General features: G+C 61.7%; 25 protein-coding genes. 7 read left to right on the forward strand and 18 right to left on the reverse strand.

The window, feature by feature from the left end; translation table 11 throughout:
- Positions 1–6 precede the first annotated feature (6 nt).
- Together K1567_RS02610 and K1567_RS02615 are read right to left on the reverse strand one after the other, a co-directional pair.
- Positions 7–954, reverse strand: coding sequence for a dihydrodipicolinate synthase family protein (locus K1567_RS02610; protein ID WP_220698092.1), 948 nt, complete (start codon positions 952–954; stop codon positions 7–9).
- A gap of 33 nt (positions 955–987) precedes the next feature.
- A complete protein-coding gene (locus tag K1567_RS02615; RefSeq protein ID WP_220698093.1) occupies positions 988–1914 on the reverse strand; it encodes a 4-hydroxyproline epimerase in 927 nt (308 codons plus the stop codon).
- Between the two features lie 292 nt (positions 1915–2206).
- Here K1567_RS02615 and K1567_RS02620 point away from each other — a divergent pair, with 292 nt between their 5' ends.
- Both K1567_RS02620 and treS read left to right on the forward strand, forming a co-directional pair.
- Entirely contained in the window at positions 2207–2995 is a 789-nt protein-coding gene (locus K1567_RS02620; RefSeq protein WP_034113813.1) for an AraC family transcriptional regulator, read from the forward strand.
- 75 nt (positions 2996–3070) lie between these two features.
- Positions 3071–5134: a maltose alpha-D-glucosyltransferase gene (gene treS, locus K1567_RS02625; protein WP_213547182.1), complete on the forward strand. Its 2064-nt coding sequence runs from the start codon at positions 3071–3073 to the stop codon at positions 5132–5134.
- Positions 5135–5384: 250 nt separating this feature from the next.
- On the opposite strand, the gene K1567_RS02630 is transcribed toward treS, so the two are convergent.
- The 5 genes from K1567_RS02630 to K1567_RS02650 form a co-directional block, all read right to left on the reverse strand.
- A complete protein-coding gene (locus K1567_RS02630; RefSeq protein ID WP_034098056.1) occupies positions 5385–7004 on the reverse strand; it encodes a methyl-accepting chemotaxis protein in 1620 nt (539 codons plus the stop codon).
- A gap of 150 nt (positions 7005–7154) precedes the next feature.
- Entirely contained in the window at positions 7155–8075 is a 921-nt protein-coding gene (locus K1567_RS02635; RefSeq protein WP_220698094.1) for an ABC transporter six-transmembrane domain-containing protein, read from the reverse strand.
- On the reverse strand, positions 8048–8446 hold the full coding sequence (locus K1567_RS02640) for a hypothetical protein (RefSeq protein ID WP_034113807.1): 399 nt from the start codon (positions 8444–8446) through the stop codon (positions 8048–8050). Before K1567_RS02640 ends, K1567_RS02635 begins: the two co-directional genes overlap by 28 nt.
- A 254-nt stretch (positions 8447–8700) precedes the next feature.
- Positions 8701–9777, reverse strand: coding sequence for an ATP-binding protein (locus K1567_RS02645; protein ID WP_034098050.1), 1077 nt, complete (start codon positions 9775–9777; stop codon positions 8701–8703).
- Positions 9774–10520 (reverse strand): response regulator, encoded by a 747-nt coding sequence (locus K1567_RS02650; protein WP_169902616.1) that lies wholly within the window; start codon positions 10518–10520, stop codon positions 9774–9776. The genes K1567_RS02645 and K1567_RS02650 overlap by 4 nt, the downstream gene beginning before the upstream one ends.
- 232 nt (positions 10521–10752) lie before the next feature.
- On the opposite strand from K1567_RS02650, the gene K1567_RS02655 reads away from it, so the two are divergent.
- Positions 10753–11211, forward strand: coding sequence for a GFA family protein (locus K1567_RS02655; RefSeq protein ID WP_034098046.1), 459 nt, complete (start codon positions 10753–10755; stop codon positions 11209–11211).
- Positions 11212–11213: 2 nt separating this feature from the next.
- On the opposite strand, the gene K1567_RS02660 is transcribed toward K1567_RS02655, so the two are convergent.
- From K1567_RS02660 to K1567_RS02690, 7 genes are all read right to left on the reverse strand, one after another.
- The gene (locus K1567_RS02660) at positions 11214–11741 is read right to left on the reverse strand and encodes a DinB family protein (RefSeq protein WP_034098044.1); all 528 of its coding nucleotides are present in this window, start codon (positions 11739–11741) and stop codon (positions 11214–11216) included.
- An 84-nt stretch (positions 11742–11825) separates the two neighbouring features.
- Positions 11826–12437 carry a LysE family transporter gene (locus K1567_RS02665; RefSeq protein ID WP_220698095.1) on the reverse strand — a complete coding sequence of 204 codons (612 nt, stop codon included), beginning with the start codon at positions 12435–12437 and terminating at the stop codon, positions 11826–11828.
- A gap of 75 nt (positions 12438–12512) precedes the next feature.
- Positions 12513–13304 carry an AraC family transcriptional regulator gene (locus tag K1567_RS02670; protein ID WP_034098040.1) on the reverse strand — a complete coding sequence of 264 codons (792 nt, stop codon included), beginning with the start codon at positions 13302–13304 and terminating at the stop codon, positions 12513–12515.
- 53 nt (positions 13305–13357) lie between these two features.
- Positions 13358–14044 carry an arsenical resistance protein ArsH gene (gene arsH, locus K1567_RS02675; protein WP_220698096.1) on the reverse strand — a complete coding sequence of 229 codons (687 nt, stop codon included), beginning with the start codon at positions 14042–14044 and terminating at the stop codon, positions 13358–13360.
- Positions 14045–14056: 12 nt separating this feature from the next.
- The gene (locus tag K1567_RS02680) at positions 14057–14527 is read right to left on the reverse strand and encodes an arsenate reductase ArsC (RefSeq protein WP_213547174.1); all 471 of its coding nucleotides are present in this window, start codon (positions 14525–14527) and stop codon (positions 14057–14059) included.
- 12 nt (positions 14528–14539) lie between these two features.
- Complete coding sequence (locus K1567_RS02685; protein ID WP_220698097.1) at positions 14540–15823, reverse strand: arsenic transporter; 1284 nt, start codon at positions 15821–15823, stop codon at positions 14540–14542.
- Positions 15824–15842: 19 nt separating this feature from the next.
- Positions 15843–16199 carry a metalloregulator ArsR/SmtB family transcription factor gene (locus tag K1567_RS02690; RefSeq protein ID WP_034098032.1) on the reverse strand — a complete coding sequence of 119 codons (357 nt, stop codon included), beginning with the start codon at positions 16197–16199 and terminating at the stop codon, positions 15843–15845.
- Positions 16200–16373: 174 nt separating this feature from the next.
- Between K1567_RS02690 and K1567_RS02695 the strand changes: the two genes are divergently transcribed.
- The 3 genes from K1567_RS02695 to K1567_RS02705 all read left to right on the forward strand — a co-directional run bounded on the left by K1567_RS02695 (position 16374) and on the right by K1567_RS02705 (position 17664).
- Positions 16374–16589 (forward strand): hypothetical protein, encoded by a 216-nt coding sequence (locus K1567_RS02695; RefSeq protein WP_003191339.1) that lies wholly within the window; start codon positions 16374–16376, stop codon positions 16587–16589.
- A 71-nt stretch (positions 16590–16660) separates the two neighbouring features.
- Entirely contained in the window at positions 16661–17356 is a 696-nt protein-coding gene (locus tag K1567_RS02700; protein ID WP_040268410.1) for an AzlC family ABC transporter permease, read from the forward strand.
- Positions 17353–17664 (forward strand): AzlD domain-containing protein, encoded by a 312-nt coding sequence (locus K1567_RS02705; RefSeq protein ID WP_034098028.1) that lies wholly within the window; start codon positions 17353–17355, stop codon positions 17662–17664. Before K1567_RS02700 ends, K1567_RS02705 begins: the two co-directional genes overlap by 4 nt.
- A gap of 154 nt (positions 17665–17818) precedes the next feature.
- Here the strand turns inward: K1567_RS02705 and K1567_RS02710 are convergent, their stop codons facing one another.
- A complete protein-coding gene (locus tag K1567_RS02710; protein WP_034098026.1) occupies positions 17819–18034 on the reverse strand; it encodes a hypothetical protein in 216 nt (71 codons plus the stop codon).
- 179 nt (positions 18035–18213) lie between these two features.
- On the opposite strand from K1567_RS02710, the gene K1567_RS02715 reads away from it, so the two are divergent.
- Positions 18214–18567, forward strand: coding sequence for a hypothetical protein (locus K1567_RS02715; RefSeq protein WP_034113797.1), 354 nt, complete (start codon positions 18214–18216; stop codon positions 18565–18567).
- Between the two features lie 145 nt (positions 18568–18712).
- Here K1567_RS02715 and K1567_RS02720 read toward each other — a convergent pair whose 3' ends face one another.
- The 3 genes from K1567_RS02720 to K1567_RS02730 form a co-directional block, all read right to left on the reverse strand.
- On the reverse strand, positions 18713–19417 hold the full coding sequence (locus K1567_RS02720; RefSeq protein WP_034098022.1) for a YoaK family protein: 705 nt from the start codon (positions 19415–19417) through the stop codon (positions 18713–18715).
- A gap of 69 nt (positions 19418–19486) precedes the next feature.
- Positions 19487–21109, reverse strand: coding sequence for an ABC-F family ATP-binding cassette domain-containing protein (locus tag K1567_RS02725; RefSeq protein WP_220698098.1), 1623 nt, complete (start codon positions 21107–21109; stop codon positions 19487–19489).
- 123 nt (positions 21110–21232) lie between these two features.
- Positions 21233–22282: a DNA topoisomerase IB gene (locus tag K1567_RS02730; RefSeq protein WP_034098018.1), complete on the reverse strand. Its 1050-nt coding sequence runs from the start codon at positions 22280–22282 to the stop codon at positions 21233–21235.
- Positions 22283–22334: the final 52 nt, after the last annotated feature.

Raw genomic sequence — 22334 nt, forward strand, 5'->3', positions numbered from 1 at the left:
ACGCACTCAGGCACAATGCTGCTCCGCCGACCAGTTGGCATACCACTGGCGGAACAACGCGAACTGCTGCTCGGCATAACGCCGCTGGGCGTCACTGAGCACGTCGGTCGCATTGAAGTGCAGGTCGTAGCCTGTGTCGCCGTTGAGCACCATCAAATATTTGTAGTACAGCACCAGGTCGCAGCCCTCATCGAACGACGACAACACCGCCAGCGCGCTTTCCAGTTCGCGGGCCAGGCGTCGTGCCTTGGCATCGCCCTTGGCTGCCTGTTGGCTCAGCGTCACCAAGTGCAGCACTTCCCGCGGCAGGGCATTACCGACGCCGGTGATGGCGCCGGTGGCGTTGCAGTTGACGAAACCGTGCACCACCTGGGTGTCCACACCCACCATCAGGGTCACGCTATCGTCCTGGGAGGTGATGTGTTCGGCGGCGTAGCGCAGGTCGGCGCCACCGCCGAATTCCTTGAAGCCGATGAGATTCGGGTGCTCGCGGCGCAGTTCGAAGAACAGCTCGGCGCGGGTGGCGAAGCCGTAGTAGGGGCTGTTGTAGATCACCGCCGGCAGCTCCGGCGCGGCATTGAGGATGGCCGCGAAGTGCGCCTTTTGTGCGGTGACGGACGCACCACGGGACAGCACCCGAGGAATCACCATCAGGCCATGGGCGCCGACCTTGGCAGCATGGGCGGCGTGGGACACCGCTTCACGGCTATTGACCGCCCCCGTACCGACAATGGTCGGCACCCCAGCCGCTACCAACCGCGCCACGCCTTCCTGGCGCTGGGCTTCGGTGAGCAACGGCCAGTCGCCCATGGAGCCGCAGTACACCACCGCGCTCATGCCGGCTTCGATCAGTTCGCGGCCCTTGGCGACCAGCGCATCGAAGTCCGGTTGGCGCTGGGCGGTGCAAGGGGTCATCAGGGCCGGGATGCAGCCGGCGAAAACGCTGTCGCTCATAGTCGTACTCCTTCAAGTCAAATGGGGGTGGGCTTAAATGCCCCAGGCGAAAGGGTCTTGCTCGTCGATCAGCAGCACGCTGTCGGCGGTCATATAGGCGCGGCCGGTAATGAAGGGGATGACCCGCTCGCCGTCCCATTCGTAATGGCCCGTGAACTGGCTGCCGGTGATGCTGGCCTGGGTCCATGTCTGGCCGGGCGCGAGTGTTCCATCGGCGGCCAGGCACGCGAGTTTGGCGCTGGTGCCGGTGCCGCAGGGCGAGCGGTCGTAGGCTTTGCCGGGGCACATCACGAAGTTGCGGCTATCGGCGTCGGGGTCGCTGGCGAACAGTTCGATATGGTCGATCAGCGCGCCATCGGCGCCATGGATACCCTGGTTTTCCAGGGCCTTGAGCATCGCCCAGGTGTACTCGGTGAGGGCGTCGACGTTGTTCATCTCCAACGTCTTGCCATGCTCGGAGACCAGGAAAAACCAGTTACCGCCCCAAGCGATATCGCCCTTGATCACGCCGTGGCCGGGCACGTCCACCGCCACCTGGTGGCGAAAACGGTAGGCCGGTACGTTGCGCAGGGTGACCGCGCCGTCCTCGTGCAGCGTCGCGGCCACCGGGCCCACCGGCGTGTCAATCATGTGCACTCCCGGTGCGATATGCCCCAAATGATGCAGCGAGGCGACCAAACCGATGGTGCCGTGACCACACATGCCCAGGTAGCCGGCGTTATTGAAGAAGATCACCCCGCAGGTGGCGCCCGCTGTGACCGGCTCGCAGTACAGCGCGCCGACCAGTACGTCGTTGCCACGGGGCTCCAACAGGCAGGCGCGGCGCCACTGATCGTGTTCGTTGCGCAAGCTATCCAGTTGCGCGGCAATGCTGCCGCCGCTCAGAGCCGGGAAGCCGCTGAGGATCAGGCGCGTGGGTTCGCCGCCGGTGTGGGAGTCGATCACATGCAATCGTTTCATCAGACGCTCCAATCAATGAGTGGCCGAGGGCGGTTGCCGCCGAAAGAACGCGGTTCCCAGCAGCATGTAGAGGGCGGTGGACAGTAGCGCCGAGAAGATCAACGCAATCGGGTCGGTGCGTTGTGGGTTACTGGAGCGCCATCCACGGCCCTACAGTGAACTCACCGGCGCGCAGGCGATTGATGGTTTACGCGGCCATCGATGACGAAACCGGCACAGTTTGACCTGGCTCGACAGTGCGGCGGGCATCATGCAATCTGCTACGCGAAAAGGCTCAACCGGGGAGGCGATCATGCTGCACAGCGTATTTGCGGGCCTTTGCCAGGGTGAGGCAGCCGCTCGCCCCGACAGCCTCGAACAGCTGGTAAGCGCCGTCGCGCAGTTGCTGCCGATGCTGGATGTGATCCCCAACGCCGCGATTTTCATCAAGGATATGCAAGCTCGCTACGCCCTGGCCAACCGCACGTTGGTGCAGCGCTGTGGCCTCAAACAGCTGCAACCGCTGCTGGGCAAGACCAGCGCCGAGGTGTTCCCCGCCCAACTGGGGCCGGGCTATACCGAGCAGGATCGACGGGTGCTGGAGGAGGGCTTGGTGCTGGCAGATCAACTCGAACTGCACCTGTACGGCAGCCGCGAACCGGGATGGTGCTTGACCCACAAATGGCCGCTGTACAACCGTGGGGGCGCGATTATCGGCCTGGCCGGCATCTCGGTGGACCTGCAATCGGCCAGCGAAACCCACCCGGCCTATCAGCGCCTGGCCGCCGTCGATGAGCATATTCGCCGCCACTTCAACCGCCGCGTCACCCTCGGTGAGCTGACGCACATCGCCGGCATTTCCGTGGCGCAGTTGGAGCGTTACTGCAAGCGCGTCTTCAACCTGACGCCGCGCCAGATGATCCAGAAAGTACGCCTGGAACACGCCCACCGCTTGCTGCACAGCGAACTGCCGATCACCGAGGTCGCCTTGCAGTGCGGCTATACCGACCACAGCGCGTTTACCCGGCAGTTCAAGGCGTCCACGGGGTTTACGCCGCGCCAGTACCGGCAGGCGACGGGGGGAGGGCCCGCGTTGGCGTGATTGCGATGCAACGAATGGCGCCCGTACCCCTCATATGCTTACGAGTCACTTTTTACGACGACAGGTATCAAGCTTATGACGGCGGCGGACAACACCCATGTGAACTGGCTGGTGGAACAATCGATGCTGCACGCGGCGCGTCAGCGCGCCAAGCTCTATTCGGGGCAGGGTCGGATGTGGCAACAGCCGTACGCACAGACGCGGCCGCGGGATGCGTCGGCGCTGTCTTCGGTGTGGTTTACCGCGTACCCGGCGTCCATCGTGACCCGCGACGGCGGCACGGTCCTGGAGGCGTTGGGGGATGAAAGCCTGTGGCACGCCTTGTCGAAAATCGGCATCCAGGGCATTCATAACGGCCCGCTGAAAAAGTCCGGTGGCCTTAACGGCACGCGACACACCCCGACCATCGACGGCAATTTCGACCGCATCAGTTTCGAGATCGACCCACAGCTGGGCACCGAGGCGCAATTGCAAGCGCTGACACGCATGGCCGCTGCCCACAACGCGGTGATTATCGATGACGTGATCCCGTCCCACACCGGCAAAGGCGCGGACTTCCGCCTGGCCGAGATGGCTTATGAGGATTACCCCGGCCTCTACCACATGGTGGAAATCCGCGAGGACGACTGGCCATTGCTGCCCGACGTGGCCGAGGGGCGCGACGCGCAGAACCTCAGCCCATTGCAGGTGGACGCGCTGCGCGACAAGCACTACATCGTCGGCCAGTTACAGCGAGTGATCTTCTTCGAGCCTGGCGTCAAGGAAACCGATTGGAGCGCCACCCCGGTGGTGGTCGGCGTCGACGGCAAGCCGCGCCGCTGGGTGTACCTGCATTACTTCAAGGAAGGCCAGCCATCGCTCAACTGGCTCGACCCTTCGTTTGCCGCGCAGCAAATGATCATCGGTGATGCGCTGCATGCCATCGACGTGATGGGCGCGAAGATTCTGCGCCTGGACGCCAACGGTTTTCTCGGTGTGGAGCGCAAGCTTGAGGGCGGCGCATGGTCCGAAAGCCACCCGCTGTCGATCACCGGTAACCAACTGATCGGTGGCGCGATTCGCAAGGCCGGCGGTTTCAGCTTCCAGGAGTTGAACCTCACCGTGGATGACATCGCCTCCATGTCCCACGGCGGCGCCGACCTGTCCTATGACTTCATCACCCGGCCGGCGTACCAGCACGCCCTGTTGATGGGGGATGCCGAATTCCTGCGCTTGATGCTGCGCGAAATGCATCGCCAGGGCATCGACCCCGGCTCACTGATCCACGCCCTGCAGAACCACGATGAACTGACCCTGGAGCTGGTGCACTTCTGGACCCTGCATGCCCATGACAGCTTCCTCTATCAGGGCCAGACCTTCCCCGGCAACATCCTGCGCGAGCACATCCGCGAGCAGATGTACGAGCGCCTGACCGGCGAACATGCGCCGTACAACCTCAAATTCGTGACCAACGGCGTGTCCTGCACCACCGTCAGTATCATCACGGCGGCGCTGGGTATTCGTGACTTGGACGCCATCACGGCGGCCGATATTCAGCAGATCCAGCAGATCCACCTGTTGCTGGTCATGTACAACGCAATGCAGCCTGGGGTGTTCGCACTGTCCGGTTGGGATTTGGTGGGGGCGCTGCCGCTGGCGGCGGATGAGGTGGCGCACCTGATGCAGGACGGCGACACGCGCTGGATTCATCGCGGCGCCTACGACCTGGTGGACTTGAACCCGGAAGCGCAACTGTCCGCCGGCCTGATGCCGCGCTCAAAGAGTCTATACGGCAGCCTGAACCAGCAATTGCAAGACCCGCAGTCGTTCGCCTCGCAACTGCAGAAGATTCTCGCCGTGCGCCGCGCTTATGACATTGCCGCCAGCCGCCAGACTCTGGTCCCGGATGTGGAGCATCCAGGGTTGCTGATCATGGTCCACGAACTGCCGGCCGGTAAGGGCACGCAAATCACCGCGCTGAACTTCGGCGCCACGCCCATCACCGAAACCTTGCACCTGCCCAACATTGCGCCGGGCCCGGTGGTGGACATTATCAATGAGCGGGTCGAGGGTGACCTGACCGAAGACGGCGCTTTTACCATCATCCTAGATGCTTACGAGGGCCTGGCGCTGCGGGTGGTCAGCAGCACGCCGATGTAGGGGAGAGGGCCGCTTCGCGTCTCAGCGCGGGGCAAGCCCTAATGCCAGTCAGCTAAGGCTCAGTTGATCCAGCCCAGGCAATGGCTATCAAAAGTTGGAGGGGGCTTACGCCCGATGGCGGTGTGTCAGTGGCAGAGGGGCTGATTGACCCAGCGCTATCGGGGGCAAGCCCCCTCCCACATTCCCGCTCACCACAAAATACGCCCAATGGGCCCGCAGGCACCGGGGCGATGGGGTCTTCCGGAGGGCATCAGACCACGAAGCGATTGACCAACTGGTTCAGGTTCGCCGCCAGCTTCGACATCTCGCCACAGGCGCTGGCCGTCTGGCTGGCACCGGCGGCGCTTTGGGTGGCCAGTTCGCGGATGCTCACCAAGTTGCGGTCCACTTCGCGCGCGACGTGGGATTGTTCTTCCGAAGCGGTGGCGATCAGCATATTGCGTTCGTTGATCTGGATAATCGCCGCTGCAATCTGATCCAGCGAACTGCTGGCTTCCTGGGCCACGCCGAGGGATTCGGTGGCCAGTTCCTTGCTGGTGCCCATGGCCTTGACCGCGTCGTCGGATTCGTTCTGGATCGCGGCGATCATCTGCTCGATCTCCTGGGTCGACACCTGGGTGCGGTGCGCCAGCGCGCGGACTTCATCGGCAACCACCGCGAAGCCACGGCCCTGCTCACCGGCACGCGCGGCTTCGATGGCGGCGTTGAGGGCCAGCAGGTTGGTCTGTTCGGCAATGGCGCGGATTACTTCCACCACTTTACTGATGCCCTGGGCGCGGTTGGACAGGCCCTGGATCTGCTCGCTGGTGTTTTCCACATTACCCGACAGTTTTTCGATGGAGCGCAGCGTCTGCGTGACGCGCTCCAGGCCCACTTCGGTGAAGCCCTGGCTGCGTTTGGATTCCTGGGCGGCGGACTCGGCATTGCGCGCCACTTCATCCACGGCCGCGCTCATTTCGGTAACGGCGGTGGCCGCCTGATTCACTTCATCGTTTTGCGATACCAGGCCACGGCTGGACTGTTCGGTGACGGCGGTCATTTCTTCGGAGGCCGCGGCCAGCTGTGCGGACGAGTCGGAAATCTGCAGGATGGTGTTGCGCAGGTTGGTCTGCATCTGCGCCAGCGCTTTCAACAGTCGACCGGCTTCATCCGTGCCATGCACACTGACTTCTTTGGACAGGTCGCTGTTAGCAATACGTTCGGCCACCGACAGGGCATCGCCAATGGGCGAGGTGATGCTGCGGGTCAACAGGAACGCCAGGCCGGCGGTCATCGCGATCACCAGTACGATCAAGCCAATTACCAGCCAGGTGCCGGCGTTGAAGGTGTCCGTGGCGGTTTGGCCGGCTTTCGCTGCACCTTCGTTGTTGAAGTCGGTCAGGGCCTTGATCTGGCCTTCCATGGCATTGGTCAGCGGGCGGATGCCGCTGGCGACCAATTTGACGACGCCAGCGGTGTCGCCCTGCTTGAGCAGCGGCTCCAGCGCGTCCAGCTGCTTGGAATAACCGTCAGCCGAGGTTTTCACGGCGGTGAACAGGGCTCGTTCCTGATCGCTTGCAATAAGTGGTTCATAGTTGGATACCGCATCGCTGAATGCTTTGCGATAGCCCGGAAAATCCGCCAGCGTCTTCTGAATCGTTTCAGGGTCGGCGACGGCCCGCTGGGTTTCCAGGCGCAGGCGCAATACCGTGGCGTTCATCAGAGCGGTTTGGCGGATGCTCGCCATCCAATTGAGTTCCACATCCTTTTCCGAGTCACGCAACTTGCCCATTTGCAAAATGGCAATTACGCCGAGCACCAGCACTAAGGCGATGATCGCGGAAAAAAACAACGCGGCACGGGGGGCAAGGTTCAGGTTTCTCAGGCGCATGGGGCGTACTCATAAGGAGGAAAGCGAGCAGTTCTTACAAGCTATCGGCCAGACGCCGCAAAATTGAATAGCCACGGGCAACAGCGGACGACTGGTAGGGAAGAGGGTAGTCTGAAAAACCCAATCGCCATGGCGTCGACGTGAGAGCAGTCAAGGCGATGTTTCACCCAAACCGGGGTCCACGCGCTCGCCGATATCCTTGAGGCGCGCCAGTTGGTCTACTACGCTGGGCGCTTCGTCCAGACAACTCACGAAGGTCCACAGATAAGTCATCACCGCATACACATGCCCGGCCTTCAAAGCAGGCGAGAGCGCCAGCTGGGTAATCGCGACCACGAACAGCAAGGCCGCCAACAGCCCGATGGTGAGAAAGGCGATGGCCTCACGGTCCGACAAGCGAATGCGCAATCGCGACAGCACCCGGTAATGACGGCGTAGCGTATGAGCGCCGACTTGCTCCACTAGGCTGATTTCCTTTTCCAGGCGGTTGTTCAGACGCTCATGCAGTCGTTGATTGCGCCGCGCAAAGCCTGGCACCACCATCAGACACAGCCCCAGTGCCCCAAGGCATGCCAGCCCAACCCAGGGTTCGATCGCCAGCAGCATGGCGGCGGCGCCAACGATGGAGACCAATGCGGTGGCAATCGTGGGCACGTGCTTCTCAAAGAAGTCCACAAATTCCCGTGCCAGTACCACTCTCGCGGCTGACTTGGAGGTGCTGTGGCGTTGCAGGCGCTGATTGAGGATCACCGGCACCGCAAGGTCAGCATAGATGCGGGTAAATGTTCGCGTATCCAATGCGCGTCTCGCCGCGCCGACTACCCAGAAACCCAGGACCACGGCGGCATAAAGTAGTGCGCTCTTGCCATCGCCACGAATAATGGCGTCCACGGCAAACCCCGCGAACAGCGGGTAGGCCAGCAATAACGCATTTTCCAGCGCCACCAGCGACAGGGTGCAGAACAACTTGCCGGGGTAGGCTTTGGCTATGGCTTTGAGCGTCTGGCTGGCCGATTGTTGGCCGATCTGGCGGCTGGGTTCGTTCAGTAATGGCGGTGTGACGGACGGCATGGGGCACCTGGTGTGCGTAACGTACGGTGTTGAGGCATGGATGTACCGGCATACAGGCCGCGCGTGATGTCGAGCAGGTAGCGCGTCTCTGCGGTCATCAATAACAGGTCGGTTTGCACTTCTTCGATCACCATCTCCAGGATGATCAAGATGCAAATGGCCGGCGCCAGCAGCAGCCAGTGGTAGTAGCACTGGGTGAACAACGAGGCCACAACCCCGATGATCCACAGCGACAGCACCAGACGCGGCGCGTGTTTTTGCAGGGGAATCCAGAAGCGCTGTAGTTTCCTGAGCTTAGCGCTGCAGCGCTTTATGGAGTCTTCCAGTTGCGTCAGGTCAAGCATGGTCCGGTCGCGAATAGAGTTAGACATGGATGCAATCCGTGGGTGAATTACAACGGTGGTGTAGTTGGCCCGCTCAGCGCCCGCGCAGGTAACACACGGTTCAGCCAGGCCAGATTGATATGTTTGACTTGCACCCATTTGCCGTTCTGGGGCGTTCCTTCGCAGCTTTTAAAAGCGATACAGCGTCCTTGTGTGTCCAGCAAGGCGAAATGGCGATAGCGTTCAACGCCCTTGAATCCGAGGACAAAAAAACACATGCCTGCACCTGGGGCGGTTGGGTTTCAGATAGCGACCGGTCGTTCTGGCCACGTCAGTTCGAACAGGCTGCCGCCACTCTCCAGATTGCGGCAGGTCACGCGGCCCTCGTGGGCCATGGCAATGGCGCGCACCACCGCCAGCCCCAGGCCGCTGCCGCCCTGGGCGCGGGAGCGAGAGCTTTCCCCACGCTGGAATGGCTCAAAGATATGCGCGGCGAACGCTTCGTCGATGCCCGGCCCTGCATCCGCGACGCTCAAGGTATTGACGCCGTCCAGGCTGCCCAGGCTCACCGTGACGGTGCCTGGAGTGGCGTGCCGCTTGAGGTTGTCGAGCATGGCTAGCAGGGCCTGACGAATGCGTGCGGGGTCGCAATGCACCGGTTGCCTGAGCAGGTCCATATGCAGGGTAAATCCGCAGGCTTGCAGGCCCGGTTCGAACAGACGCGCGTCAGCCTCAATCTCGTCGGCCAAGTCGGCCCGTTGGATATGCACATCCAGGTAACCATTGTCTGCCAGGCCCACGACCCGCAGGTCTTCGATCAGTCGGGTCAGGCCCTCGACCTGGCCCAGCAGGCTGTAGAACTGTGCTTGATCCGGAGGAAAGACCCCTTCGGCCAACCCTTGCAGGCGACCGCGCAGAATAGTCAGCGGGGTGCGCAGTTCATGGGCAATCGCGGCGTTCCAGAATGACTGCTCTTGGGCCATGCGCTTCAAACGTGCGGCCATGCTGTTGAAGTCATCCACTAGCACGCTGGCCTCGGCCAATGCGCGATCGGACGCCGTCGCCCGGGCATCCAGGTCGCCGTCGGCAAGGCGGCGAAGGCTGGCCGCCACCGAGTTCAACGGCATCAGAATGCGCCGGGACAATTTGATTGCCACCACCGCACCCACGGCCAAGCTGATGGCGGTGACCAAACCCATCCAGAGCCACTCGACACCGGTTGGCAGCCACTCGTCCACATCGATATCCGTGGGTGGCCAGAACATCCAGAGCAGCGCGTAAAACACATAGGAGCCGACGACCGCGAGGGCGATCACGCAGAGCACCACGGCAGACATCGACAGAATAATCTGCCGGCTCAAGCTATTGGCGGTCCTCATGGGTGGCTCCCAAACCGGTAACCCACCCCGCGGATGCTCGCCGGCACACCTTGCAGGCCCAGGTCTTCGATCTTGCGGCGCAATTTGCTGATATGGCTGTCCACCGTACGCTCCAGGCTGTCGCTCTCTGGCGAGCACAGCGCGAGCAACTCGGCGCGACTGAATACGCGCCTGGGGGCTTTGGCCAGCTGTGCCAACAAGCGGAATTCCGTCGCGGTCAGGCTTAATGCGTGCTGTTGTGTGCCGATTCGCACGTTGACTTCATGGCTGTCGACGTCGATTTCAAAACCCTCCACCCGCAACACGCGCTGGCCGCTGCCATAGCCCTGGTCGCGGGAGCGGCGCAGGACCGCCTGGGTCCTGGCCACCACCTCGGCGGGGTTGAACGGTTTGACGATGTAGTCGTCGGCGCCGATGCGCAGCCCCATCAACTTGTCCATGTCCTGGTCCTGGGCGGTCAGCATGATCACTGGGGTGTTGCCGCGGTGGCGGATCTCGGCCAGTACCATCCAGCCATCCAGTTGTGGCATCAACACGTCCAGCAGCACCAGGTCGGGCTTGAGGGTTTGATGCAGTTCCAGCGCGCGCCGCCCATCCAGGGCATGGACGGTCTGAAAGCCACTGCGTTTGAGGTACGCGGCGAGGATGTCGGCGATTTGCGGCTCGTCTTCGGCAATCAATACCAGAGCCTGGGATTGAGCGGCGAAGTCCGCTGGTGTCGAAGTCAGGTGCGATTCAGTCATGGTCGGCTCGGTGGTGCGGTTCGATGGTCGCAGTATGGCCAATTACCAGGGGGCGACGAAGCCTACTGTGCATCACATGCGTGCGCTTTCATGGGAGGTTTTATGGAGGAATGATGGAGACGCGGGATTATTTGCGCGTGCGGTGCTCAGCCGGGTTAGGCGCCGCACCGAGGCTGCAGATTGGCGCGAATACCGCTACGCTGGCGCGTCCCATCATAAACAGGAGAGTGTGATGCGTATCGAAGACCTGCCACGAGAAGGCGGTTGCCGCTGTAATCGCGTGCGTTTGCGCGTGGACCATGCACCGGTGATGACCATGGCCTGTCATTGCACCGGCTGCCAAAAGATGAGCGCCAGTGCGTTCTCTTTGAGTGCGCTATTCATCGCGGATGCGTTTACCGTCACCCAAGGTTCCCCGGTGATCGGTGGCCTGCACGGCGCGGACCGCCATTACTGCTGCCCCCACTGTATGAGTTGGTTATTTACGCGCCCCCATGGCATCGACGGCTTCGTTAACGTGCGGGCAACGATGTTGGACAGCGCGGCCGATTTTGCGCCGTTCATGGAGACCTGGACCTGTGAAAAGCTGCCCTGGGCGCTCACGCCGGCGGTCGAAAGCTTCGCGCAATTGCCCGCGCCCGAGGACTTTCCACGCTTGATGCAGGCCTATGCCGAGCTGACCTCGCACTGATCTCAGTCGATCAGCGCCAGCAGGTCGGTGTCGCCCACATCCTGGCCCGCCTGGGTCAGCAGGGTGGTTACCTGGCCTCGGTGGTGGGTCTGGTGATTGAAAAAATGCACGATAAGACTGGCAAATGGTTTGTTGGCGCCATCGCCGCGCATGTTGTGGTAGTGCAGGCGCTGATCGAGGTCGCTCTCGGTCAGGCTGTGAGCCCAATCGATAATCATCTGGTCCAGCCAGGCGCGCCGTGCGGACAATTCATGCAGGTCGGCGAAGGCCAGTTGTTTGAGGTCCGGGGGCAGGGCGACGCTGCTCAATGGGGCCAACGCCGAGTAGCCGGCAGGGTGCTCGGCAAAGCGTTTGAGCCACACGGTGTCGCCCAGGATCAGGTGGTTGAGGGTGCCGAAGATCGAACCGAAGAACGCGTGACGGTCCATGCGTAAGTCAGCGTCGCTCAGCCTGCCGGCGGCGGCGTAGACCTTGCGGTTCATCCACTGGTTGTAGGTGGCCAAGAGTGTGAAATGTTCGATGCGGTTCATGTGCCATGCCCGGGGGTGGAGGACCGAGCCATCATAGTGCTTGAGCAGCGTGCCTGCATCATCGGGCGCTTGGACGCTACCGCTTCAAATACCCTGCGCAGCGAGTACGGCCAGATAGATCAAGACCAGCCCGCACGTGGCATAACTGATGCGGTGCCATCGCGCCGAGGCATGCTTGCGCATCAGGTTGACCAGCGCGGCGGTCAAGAAACACGACAACACCGAGGCGAGCATAAACCCGGCAAAGAATATCAGCGTCTGCCCATGGCTCGGCGTGGCGCCGACGATGCCAGACAAGGCGCTGCCCAGCGCGCCCCAGTACACAATGTTTTTCGGGTTGGCCAGCGAGATCGCCGCGCCCACTGCCAGCGCACTCTGCCCGGAGCCGGCCGGGGCATTGTCCATGGCCGGCAAGCGCCAGGCATCCAGCAGGCTGCGCACGCCGAGCCAGGCCAGGTACAACGCGCAGATCACCGTCAGGGGCACACGCACGGCATCATGCTGGATCAACAGCGCAATGCCGGTCAGACCGATCACTGCCCATACCGCATCGCCCACCAGCGAACCGACTTGCACCAGCAACGCCGGGGTGAACCCATGCAGCAAGCCACGGCGCAGGGTCTCGGCCAGCACCGCACCGGGAGAGAGGCAAAAGACAAAACCGAATACCAGTGCGTAAAGAAAAATCGTCAGCATGCCCGCGTTCCCATCCAGTGATGGTCGGCAGTGTGCCGCCGCGTCGCACAGGTGTCTTGGATCAGATTGCGTTGTTCAGCGCTGCAGCACGTTTTGGTAGCGCCCCGGCGTGATGCCATACGCGGCGCGAAAATGCCGGTTGAGGTGGCTCTGATCGGCGAAGCCCAGGTCATGGGCGACTTGACCGGCCGATACACCGTTGCGCAGTAAACCTTTGGCACGACGGGTGCGCAGTTGCATGGCCCATTGGCGCGGGCTGAGGCCCGTTTCTTTCTGGAAGGTGCGCAGCAGGTGGAATTTGGACAGCCCCAGCTCATCGCCCAACTGTTCCAGCGGCAGCGATTGATGCAACTGCTCGGCGAGCAATTCCTGTGCACGGCTGATCAGGCTGTTACCGGTGGCCGTGGTGCTGGGCAGGCGCACGCCGCTGAGGCTGACCACCTCGGCGAGCGCCAGGACAAGGGCGTCCTCGTTCAATTCCCGTATCAGCGCATCGGTACTCAAGGCGCCGTGCACCGCAGCCGCCAGGCGCTGAGCAAGGGCTGGCTGAAAGCACACGGCGCGATCGAATTCCACGTACGCCAGCCCCAGGTCGTGGGCCAACTGATCCGCCGTGGCATACAGGCTGACAAATTGCCAAGGCGCGCCATCAGCCGCGCCGCCGCCCTGGATTTGTCCGGGGTTGTACAGCGTGATGCTGCCCGGCCCGGCGACAAACTCACGTCGGTCGAGCCACACGTTTTCCTCGCCGATAAGATTCACGCCGATCACGCACTCGTCGTGGCTGTGACGGGCGAAGTTCAAGCCCGTGCAGTGCGTACTGCTGATTTCGTAGCTGCCCAGCCAGGCGTGGTGCATGTCGTTCATTCAATCGACTCGGTAGAAAACGCAAGCTTCTGAGCATAACCGGGCCCGGTCATTCAGATCGACCGTTGATTGACCCGCTGCGACAACTCGTCGGCACTTTCCTTGCGTTCCGAGTAGCGGTCGACGAGGTCCGGGCGATCGCGCAGCAGCACCGTGAACTTCACCAGTTCCTCCATCACATCCACAACGCGGTCATACAACGCTGAAGGCTTCATGCGGTCGTGTTCATCGAATTCCAGAAACGCCTTGGGCACCGAGGATTGATTGGGGATGGTGAACATGCGCATCCAGCGGCCCAGGACGCGCAGTTGGTTGACGGTGTTGAACGACTGCGAACCGCCGCACACTTGCATCACCGCCAGAGTCTTGCCCTGGGTGGGGCGCACGGCGCCCAGCGCCAGGGGAACCCAATCGATTTGCGCCTTGAATACCGCACTCATCGAACCATGCCGCTCGGGCGAGCACCATACCTGACCCTCGGACCACTGCATCAGCGTCAGCAATTCCTGGACCTTGGGGTGGTCGCTGGGAGCATCGTCCGGCAGCGGCAAACCGCTGGGGTTGAATATCCGGGTCTCAGCGCCGAAATGCTCCAGCAAGCGCGCCGCTTCCTCCACCAGCAAGCGGCTGAACGAGCGTGGTCGCGTCGAGCCGTAGAGCAGCAAGATACGCGGCGCGGGGGTCGGCCCAGTGTGAAGAGGGGGGGAAAGGCCTGCATCGAGATTCGGCAGCGTGCTCATTGTTTGCTCCTGTCACAGTTGCGCAATGCGCTCCAGTTCAACCTTCAGTTCTGCCGGGCACAAACGCTCGAACGGCAATGCAAAAAACGCCCGGCAACGGCTTTCGATGGTTTCCAGGGTGGCCTGGAAGGCGGCATCGAGGTGTGCGTCATCACCGTGGACGTCGGACGGGTCCTCCAACCCCCAATGGGTTTTCATTGCCGGACCGAAGTACACCGGGCAGGCTTCGCCAGCGGCCTTGTCGCACACGGTGATCACCAGGTCCGGCGGGCTGTCTTCGAAGGCGTCGTTGCCCTTGCTGTACAAACCCTCGGTGCTGATACCGGCTGTTTGCAGGGTGCTCAGGCTGCGGGGCAGCACCTGGCCTTTGGGAAAGCTGCCGGAACTGACCGCTTGGAAACCTGCCGGCGCCAGGTGGTTGAACACGGCTTCGGACAAGATGCTGCGACAGCTGTTGGCGGTACACATAAACAGGACTTTCATGAAACGGCTCCTTCAGACACTCAAGCGCAAGGCGAGGGCGGCGAGGGTGATCAGCAGCACTGGCAAGGTCAGCACAATGCCGACTTTGAAGTAGTAACCCCAGGTGATGGTGATGCCTTTGCGCGCCAGGATATGCAGCCACAGCAACGTGGCCAGGCTGCCGATAGGGGTGATTTTCGGGCCGAGGTCGCTGCCGATCACGTTGGCGTAGACCATCGCATCCTTGACCACGCCCACCGCATGGCTGGACTCGATGGACAGCGCGCCGATCAGCACCGTCGGCAGGTTATTCATCGCCGATGACAGCAGTGCCGTCAGCACCCCCGTACCCATGGCCGCACCCCACACGCCATAGGTGGCGAAGGTATCGAGCCAGGTGGCCTGGTAAGTAGTGAGACCGGCATTGCGCAGGCCATAGACCACCAGGTACATGCCCAGGGAAAAAATCACGATCTGCCACGGTGCTTCTTTGAGCACTTTGCGTGTGGAGATTTTGTGGCCCTTGGCGGCGATCACCAGCAGGAGCACGGCGCACACCGCGGAAATCGCGCTGATGGGAATGCCCAACGGTTCCAGGGCAAAACAGCCGACCAGCAGAATGCCCAGCACCCACCAGCCGGCGCGGAACGTGGCGCGGTCGTGGATCGCGCTGACAGGCTCATCCAGGTCGGCCGGGTCGTAGCTCTGGGGAATATCCCGGCGGAAAAACCACAGCAGCACCGCCAGCGTGGCCGCGACGCTGACCAGGTTGACCGGCACCATCACCGCCGCGTATTGGTTGAAACCGATCTTGAAGTAGTCGGCCGAAACGATATTCACCAGGTTCGATACCACCAACGGCAGGCTCGCAGTGTCGGCAATAAAGCCCGCGCCCATCACGAACGCCAGGGTCGCCGCCGGCGAAAAGCGCAGTGCCAACAGCATCGACATCACGATGGGCGTAAGGATCAGCGCCGCGCCGTCGTTGGCGAACAGCGCCGAAACCAGCGCGCCGAGCAGCACCATATACGCAAACAGACGTCGGCCGCGGCCTCGGCCCCAACGCGCCACATGCAAGGCGGCCCAGGCGAAGAAGCCGGCCTCATCGAGCAGCAGGCTGATGATGATCAACGCAACAAAGGTACCGGTGGCGTTCCAGATGATGTGCCACACCACCGGGATATCCGCCAGGCTGATGACACCGGACGCCAAGGCCAGGATCGCACCGAGGCTGGCGCTCCAGCCCACGCCGAGGCCTTTGGGTTGCCAGATAACCAGCACGATGGTGAACAGAAAAATGGCGATTGCGACAAGCATGAATTAACGCTCCGATGGCTCAGCAGCAGTTGCTGGCCCGTTGTGGTCTGTCGCCCATTGCACCCAGACGCTGCGCGTCGTCGTGCAACCATGGCTGGTTGGCTTGCAACGTAGTGGTCAGCACCTGATGCACCCAGTCGGGCAGTGCCGGATTGAGACGGTAGTAGATCCACTGGCCTTGGCGACGGTCCACCAGCAACCCGCCGCTGCGCAATTGCGCAAGGTGCCGGGAAATTTTCGGCTGACTGTCGCCCAGAGCATGGATCAGTTCGCACACGCAAAGTTCGCCTTCGCGCAGGATCAACAACGTCAGGCGGGCACGGGTAGCGTCGGCCAGGCATTTGAACAGTTCGGGAGGAGACAGGAGGTCTGACATGGTTCCATCCGCATATACGTTTATTCGAATATACGTATTTCCATATATTTCGGTCAAATCTTGTTTCGATTGATGTGGATCAAGTTCATGAAGATCAACCACAAGTGTTTGAAATTAAAATGAAACACTCATGTCTTAGAGTGCCTCCCCATTGCAGATGAAGGAAGACCCCGCGTGACCCGAGCCACTCGCAACCTGCGCAAAACCCTGGATTCCGTCGCGGAAAATAACGAAACCGCGGCGTTCGATCTGATGCGCGCCGTGGAAAAACTCGGCGACGAGGTGTTGCGTCAACGCTTGCTCAACACCATTCACCGGCTCAACCAAGATGCCTACGAGTTGCGCGAAGCGCGGGATTCGGTGGAACAGGTGTCCGTGAAGCTCGCCTGAGCAATATCGTTCAAGACAGGCGCCTCGGCGCGCTGGCATGCTTGGCGACTGTCCGTCGATGAGCCGTTTTTATGCCTGCTGCCTTACCCCGTTATGCGTTCGCGCGCGGTGCGATCGCCGTTATTCCGTTATCCCTGGCCTGCGCGCCCTGGGGGCTGCTCGCCGGCTCCATGGCCATCGATGCGCAATTCACCCCGTTGCAAGCCCAGGGGCTGTCGACCATCGTGTTCGCCGGTGCTGCGCAGTTGGTGGCCATCGGTATGGTCAAAAGTGGCGCCAGCCTGATATCGATCGTGCTGACCACCTTGCTGCTGACCTCTCAGCATTTGCTCTACGGCATGCACCTGCGGCCAGTGCTTTCTCCGTTAAGTACCCGCTGGCGTATCAGCCTGGGGTTCTTGCTGACCGATGAGTTTTTCGCGTTGGTCAGCCATTACGACCGCCAGACCTTCAATCGCTGGTACGCCCTGGGCGTGGGGCTGACCTTCTATATCATCTGGAACCTGTTCACCCTGGCCGGCATTGTGCTGGGCAAGAGCATTCCGGGCCTGGACCAGCTAGGGCTCGAATTTTCGATTGCCGCGACCTTCATCGCGTTGATAACCCCGGTGGTGCGCGATGTACCAACGGTGGTGTGCGTGGCGGTGGCGTTGCTGTGTTCGGTCTGGCTGAGCTTTTTGCAGTGGGAGTCGGCCGTGGTGGTGTCGGGTTTGCTGGGCATGGGCGCCGGCTTTGCCTGTAAGCGACTGGGGGTAGGGCAGCGATGATTTACCTGATGATTGTGGCCATGGGCCTGGTGGTGTTCTTCAACCGCTATCTGTTTATCGAACCGCGTCTGCCGGTGCGCCTTAATCGCGGTGCGCGAGAGTTTCTAGGGTTTGCGGTGCCGGGCATGCTGACGGCGATCTGCGGGCCGATTATTTTCCTGGCCGACCATCACCTCAACCTGAGCCCGACCAATCCGTATTTGCTCGCCGGCCTCTGCGCGGTGGGGTTGATGGTCTGGACGCGCAATGTGCTGCTCACCGTGTTGCTGAGCATGGCGGTGTTCTATTTGCTGCGCTGGTGGCTGTAAAACCCAGGCGAAAAAAAGCCCGCGGGAGAGCGGGCAGAAGGAAGACTTCATAAAAATGAGCCCGGCCAGTGTAGGTGGCTACGGCGCGTATCACAGTGAAGATAAATTTATCCTGCCAAAGCAAAGCGGCCCCAATCGGGGCCGCTTCAGGGCATCAGTTTTTTGCGTTGAGCTTGCGCAGCTCTTCGTAGGTGGCCGACTGGACGAACCAGAAGCCGGAAATGATGCACCACGTCAACGTTCCCCCGACCAGAACCGCCAGGCCCGACAGGAAGCTGGCGCTGAACATCGACACCAGACCGATCAACCAGACGAAGGCCAGGGCGATGTACAAAACCGTGTTGTTAACGCTGATAACGAAATCTTTCATGACGCTTCCTTGTAGAAAATAACCGGTCGGCCTCATCAGTGAAGCCGACCGCGGCATCATAATGCCATGTTTGTGCCGATGCCACTCCAGCCTTGATCAGGCACCACCAGAGCAACGTAATAGTCTTTGGCGGGTGCCCGTAAATGGTAGAGTCGCGTTTTTTCCAAGGAAGCGATGGCATGCGGAACGTGGTATTGGGCGCATTGGCACTGGCGGTACTGAGCGGTTGCGCGGGTTCGAAGATGAACGAGGCACGCACCGGCGCACCCTACAAAACCCTGGCATCGGACAAGGCCACACTGGTGGTTGCCGAGTGCATTCAGTTCGGCTGGCAGGATGAAAGTGTGTTCGGCGTGGACGCCGGTGGCTTCAAGGAACCGAGCGAGGCAGGTGGTTTCACCGTATACACCACCGGCGGCGATTACTTCGTCGACATTCAGAGCGTGGGCGCAGGTTCCAGCGTCAAGTACTACGCTGCCGAAGACACGATGCCCGCCAAGCGTCGCTTGGCCGCACTGGCGACTTGTCTGTAGTCCCTTGCCTTAGTCATATTCGGAAACGCCCGGCGGGACAGGCTTTGGGCATTGGCTTATGATTCACCTCGCTCGCCCGGGGTGATGGCTCTTTACCGGTACACGGACGTCGAGGCCGTCGCGCCGGGCGAGCATCCCTCCTTGATCAGCGTGGCATGTAGCCCAAGTGCCAACGCCGCGGAATCTTCAACGACACCAACCCCAACACCGCCGCCAATGCAGCGCTGACCCAAAGCGCGCGCAGGCCCATGTGCTGCTGCAACACTGCACCGATCACGGCGCCGACAAACATGCCGCCCCATGGAATCAGTTGCACCCGCCAACCGCTGCGACGTTCGCCCAGCAGCCAACGGCCCAGCCCGCGACCGAAACGCGAAAGTGCGCCGGTCACATAGGTCAGGCCCACCGGCAGGCCGTTCACTTCCTCGACCGCCGCGTTAAGCATGCCCATGGCCACGATGGCAGCCAGTAGCGCAGGCAACATGTCTTCGAATGGCCAGAAGGCGCCGCAGCACAGCAACGCAGCGATATACAGCAGCAGCGGCAGGGCGTGGCGCCGGCTGAATCGGCTGACCACAATCCCCAGCGCGTTCCCCAGAACAAAGGTGGCGACCAGCAACAGTAGCCGTACGGTCAGGCTGTGGTCGCCGGCGCCGATAGCCACCGCCAGGCGCGTGGTGTTACCGCTCATGAACGAAACGAAGTCGCCGCTGGCCATAAAGCCAATGGCATCCGTCATACCCGCCAGCACCGATAAGCTGCCCACCAGCATCATGCCGATGCGGCCTCGCCATAAGCGTCGATGAGCCAGTGCAGCGTTGGCGTACGGTTTGCGGGGCGCAGGCAGCATGGACGCGGGTTCCTCGGTGAGATTATCCGGCCACTACGGTAGGACGCTTTGACCTTACGCGCAATGATCTCAGACAGCTTCCAGGCACCATCCTGTGGATGTCCACTGCAACCGATGGGTCGGGCCGATGGCCTGGATAAACGCCTCGTCATGGGATACCACCACCAATGCGCCGGCAAACCCTTGCAACGCCTGTTCGAAGGCAAGCACCGACTCCAGGTCCAAGTGGTTGGTCGGTTCGTCCAGCAGCAATAATTGCGCCGGGATTTCACGCCACAGGGCAATCGCCATCGCGGCCTTTAAACGCTCGCCACCGCTGAGCTGCGCGACCGGCTGAGTCACACGCACGGCGTTCAGTTGCAGCAAAGCCAGGCGAGTACGCAGCTCGCCTTCGGCCAGCGGCGTTTCGAGCAGATTGAGGTGCTCGATAACCGAACGTCGGTCCTCCAGAAAGGCCAGTTGCTGATCGATGTAGGCGGTGGGCACCGGCACACAACACTCACCGCTGACTGGGTGGGAATCGCCCGCCAGCACTTTTAGCAAGGTAGATTTGCCGCAACCGTTAGGGCCCTGCACGATTACTCGCACGGGGCCCATCAAACTGAGCGTCAGTGCGGGTGTATGCAACCATGGTAGGCATGCATCCACCAACCTCAGCATCAGCCGCCCCTTAGGCACCGTCGACGCCGGCAAGGCGATCAATGTCGGCGACTGTTCCTCCACGCGCTCATGGGCTTGGCGGACCTGAGTATCCAGTTGTTGTTTACGCGCGTATTGCTCACTGCGCACGCTGCTGACCACTTCGCTGGCGGTGCGCTTCCAGCGCGCCTGGGTAAACCGGTCCACATTCGCGGTTTGTGCGTGCTGGTGCGCACGGGCGGCATTGCGTTGCAGTGTATCGTGGTCCTTTTGTAGACGACGGCGTTCGCGACTGCGCTCCAGGCGCGCCTGTTCCAATGCCGCGACGGCGGCCTGTTGCTCGGCGTCGCGTTGCCGGCGATAAGTCTCGTAATTACCGCCATAGACGAGAAGACCGAGGGGCGACACTTCGACGATGCGCGCCAGGCTATCGAGCAAGGGCCGATCGTGACTGACCACCACCAAGCCGCCGCGCCACTGGCCCAGCGCTCGCATCAGCCAGGCGCGGCCATCGCTGTCGAGGTGGTTGGTGGGCTCGTCGAGTACCAGCACCTGTGGCGACGCCAACAGGGCGCCAATCAGCACTACCCGCGCCAGTTGGCCGCCACTGAGCTGTTCGGCCGATGAATCCGCCGCCAGTGACCCCAGACCGGCTTCATCCAGGGCCGCGCGCAGACGTTCGGGTAGATCCCAGCGATTGTCGATCAGGTCAAAATCGTCGATGTGCGCCGCGCCCGCAGCCATGCGTTCCAGCGCTGCCAGCACGTTGGCAGTGCCGCTAAGATCGGCAACGCTCATTCCCGGATTGACCACCACCCGTTGCGGCACATAGACCGCGCTGGCCGAGCGGGTGATCGAGCCGGATGACGGCACAAGCACCCCGGCGATCAATTGCGCGAGCACGCTTTTGCCACGGCCATTGCGTCCCACAATACCGGTGGAGGTGTGATCGATGGACAGGTTCACGTCAGCCAGCAAGGTTTCGCCATTGGCGAACTGGAAGGTAACGTGTTGCAGGGAAATCATTGCGGGCAGCCGTTTGACGTGAGTCATCAGCACCTCCAAAAAAATGTCGGACAGGCCAACTAGCGCGCATGGCGCTGGTTGCGGATACATTTTGGAAGGCTTAGTGGTTCACGTCGGCGGTCGTCCTAGAGAACAGGAGGGCGGCAGAGCCTAACCTGCCTTGGCCTTTTGCGGCAAGTCGGCGGCCAGTCTTTCCAGGAACATCGCCAGTGCAACTTCCTCGGCTTTCAATCCTTTGCGCACTCGCGGCTTGGGCAATTTCGACAACTCGCCAAGGCTGAAATGCTCCAGCACCGCCGGGTGGATGTAACACTTGCGGCACACCGCCGGAGTATTACCCAGCTGTTTGGCGACATCCTTGACCATCGCCACCACATGGCGCTTGGCATCGGATTCGGGCTGCCACTCCAACTCGCGCAGCACCGCCAACGCCATGGCGGTGCCGGCCCAGGTGCGGTAGTCCTTGGCGGTGAAGTCTTCGCCGGTGAGGCTGTGCAGATAGGCATTCACATCATGCGAGCTGACCGTGTGGCGCTCGCCGTTCTCGTCCAAGTACTGGAACAGGTTCTGTCCCGGCAATTCCATGCAGCGTTTCACCACATTTGCCAGGCGGCGGTCCTTCACGCTGAGCTGGTGCTCGACGCCGCTCTTGCCGCGAAACTGGAACTGGATTTCGCTGCCTTTGACGTCCACATGACGGTTGCGCAGGGTGGTCAAGCCATAGGATTTGTTGTCGCGGGCGTATTGGGTATTGCCGACGCGGATCAGGGTGGCGTCCAGCAGCATCACCACGGTAGCCAGGACTTTCTCGCGGGTGAAACCGGGCTCGGCCAGTTGTGCTTCCAACTGCTTGCGCAGTTTTGGCAGGGCATTGCCGAAGGCTTGCAAGCGCGCGTACTTGTCGGTGTCGCGCACTTCGCGCCAGCGTGTGTGGTAGCGGTATTGCTTGCGCCCACGGGCGTCGCGGCCGGTGGCTTGCAGGTGGCCGCGCGGGTCGGCGCAGATCCACACGTCGGTGTAGGCCGGTGGCACCGCCAGGGCGTTGAGACGTCGGATCTCGTCAGCATCGGTGATGCGTTCGCCCTTGGGGTCGAAGTACTGGAATTTGCCGCGCACTTTCTTGCGGCGAATGCCCGGCTGGGTGTCATCAACGTAATGCAGGTCGCGAGGCAGGTCGGCGGGCAGCGCGGAGTCGGGCATGGGTCAGGTTCCTTGGCAACAAAATCAGGCCGGTATGTCTGATGGACCGCAG

Source organism: Pseudomonas sp. S5F11 (assembly GCF_019641515.1).
In the GTDB taxonomy this organism is placed as follows: domain Bacteria; phylum Pseudomonadota; class Gammaproteobacteria; order Pseudomonadales; family Pseudomonadaceae; genus Aquipseudomonas; species Aquipseudomonas rhodesiae.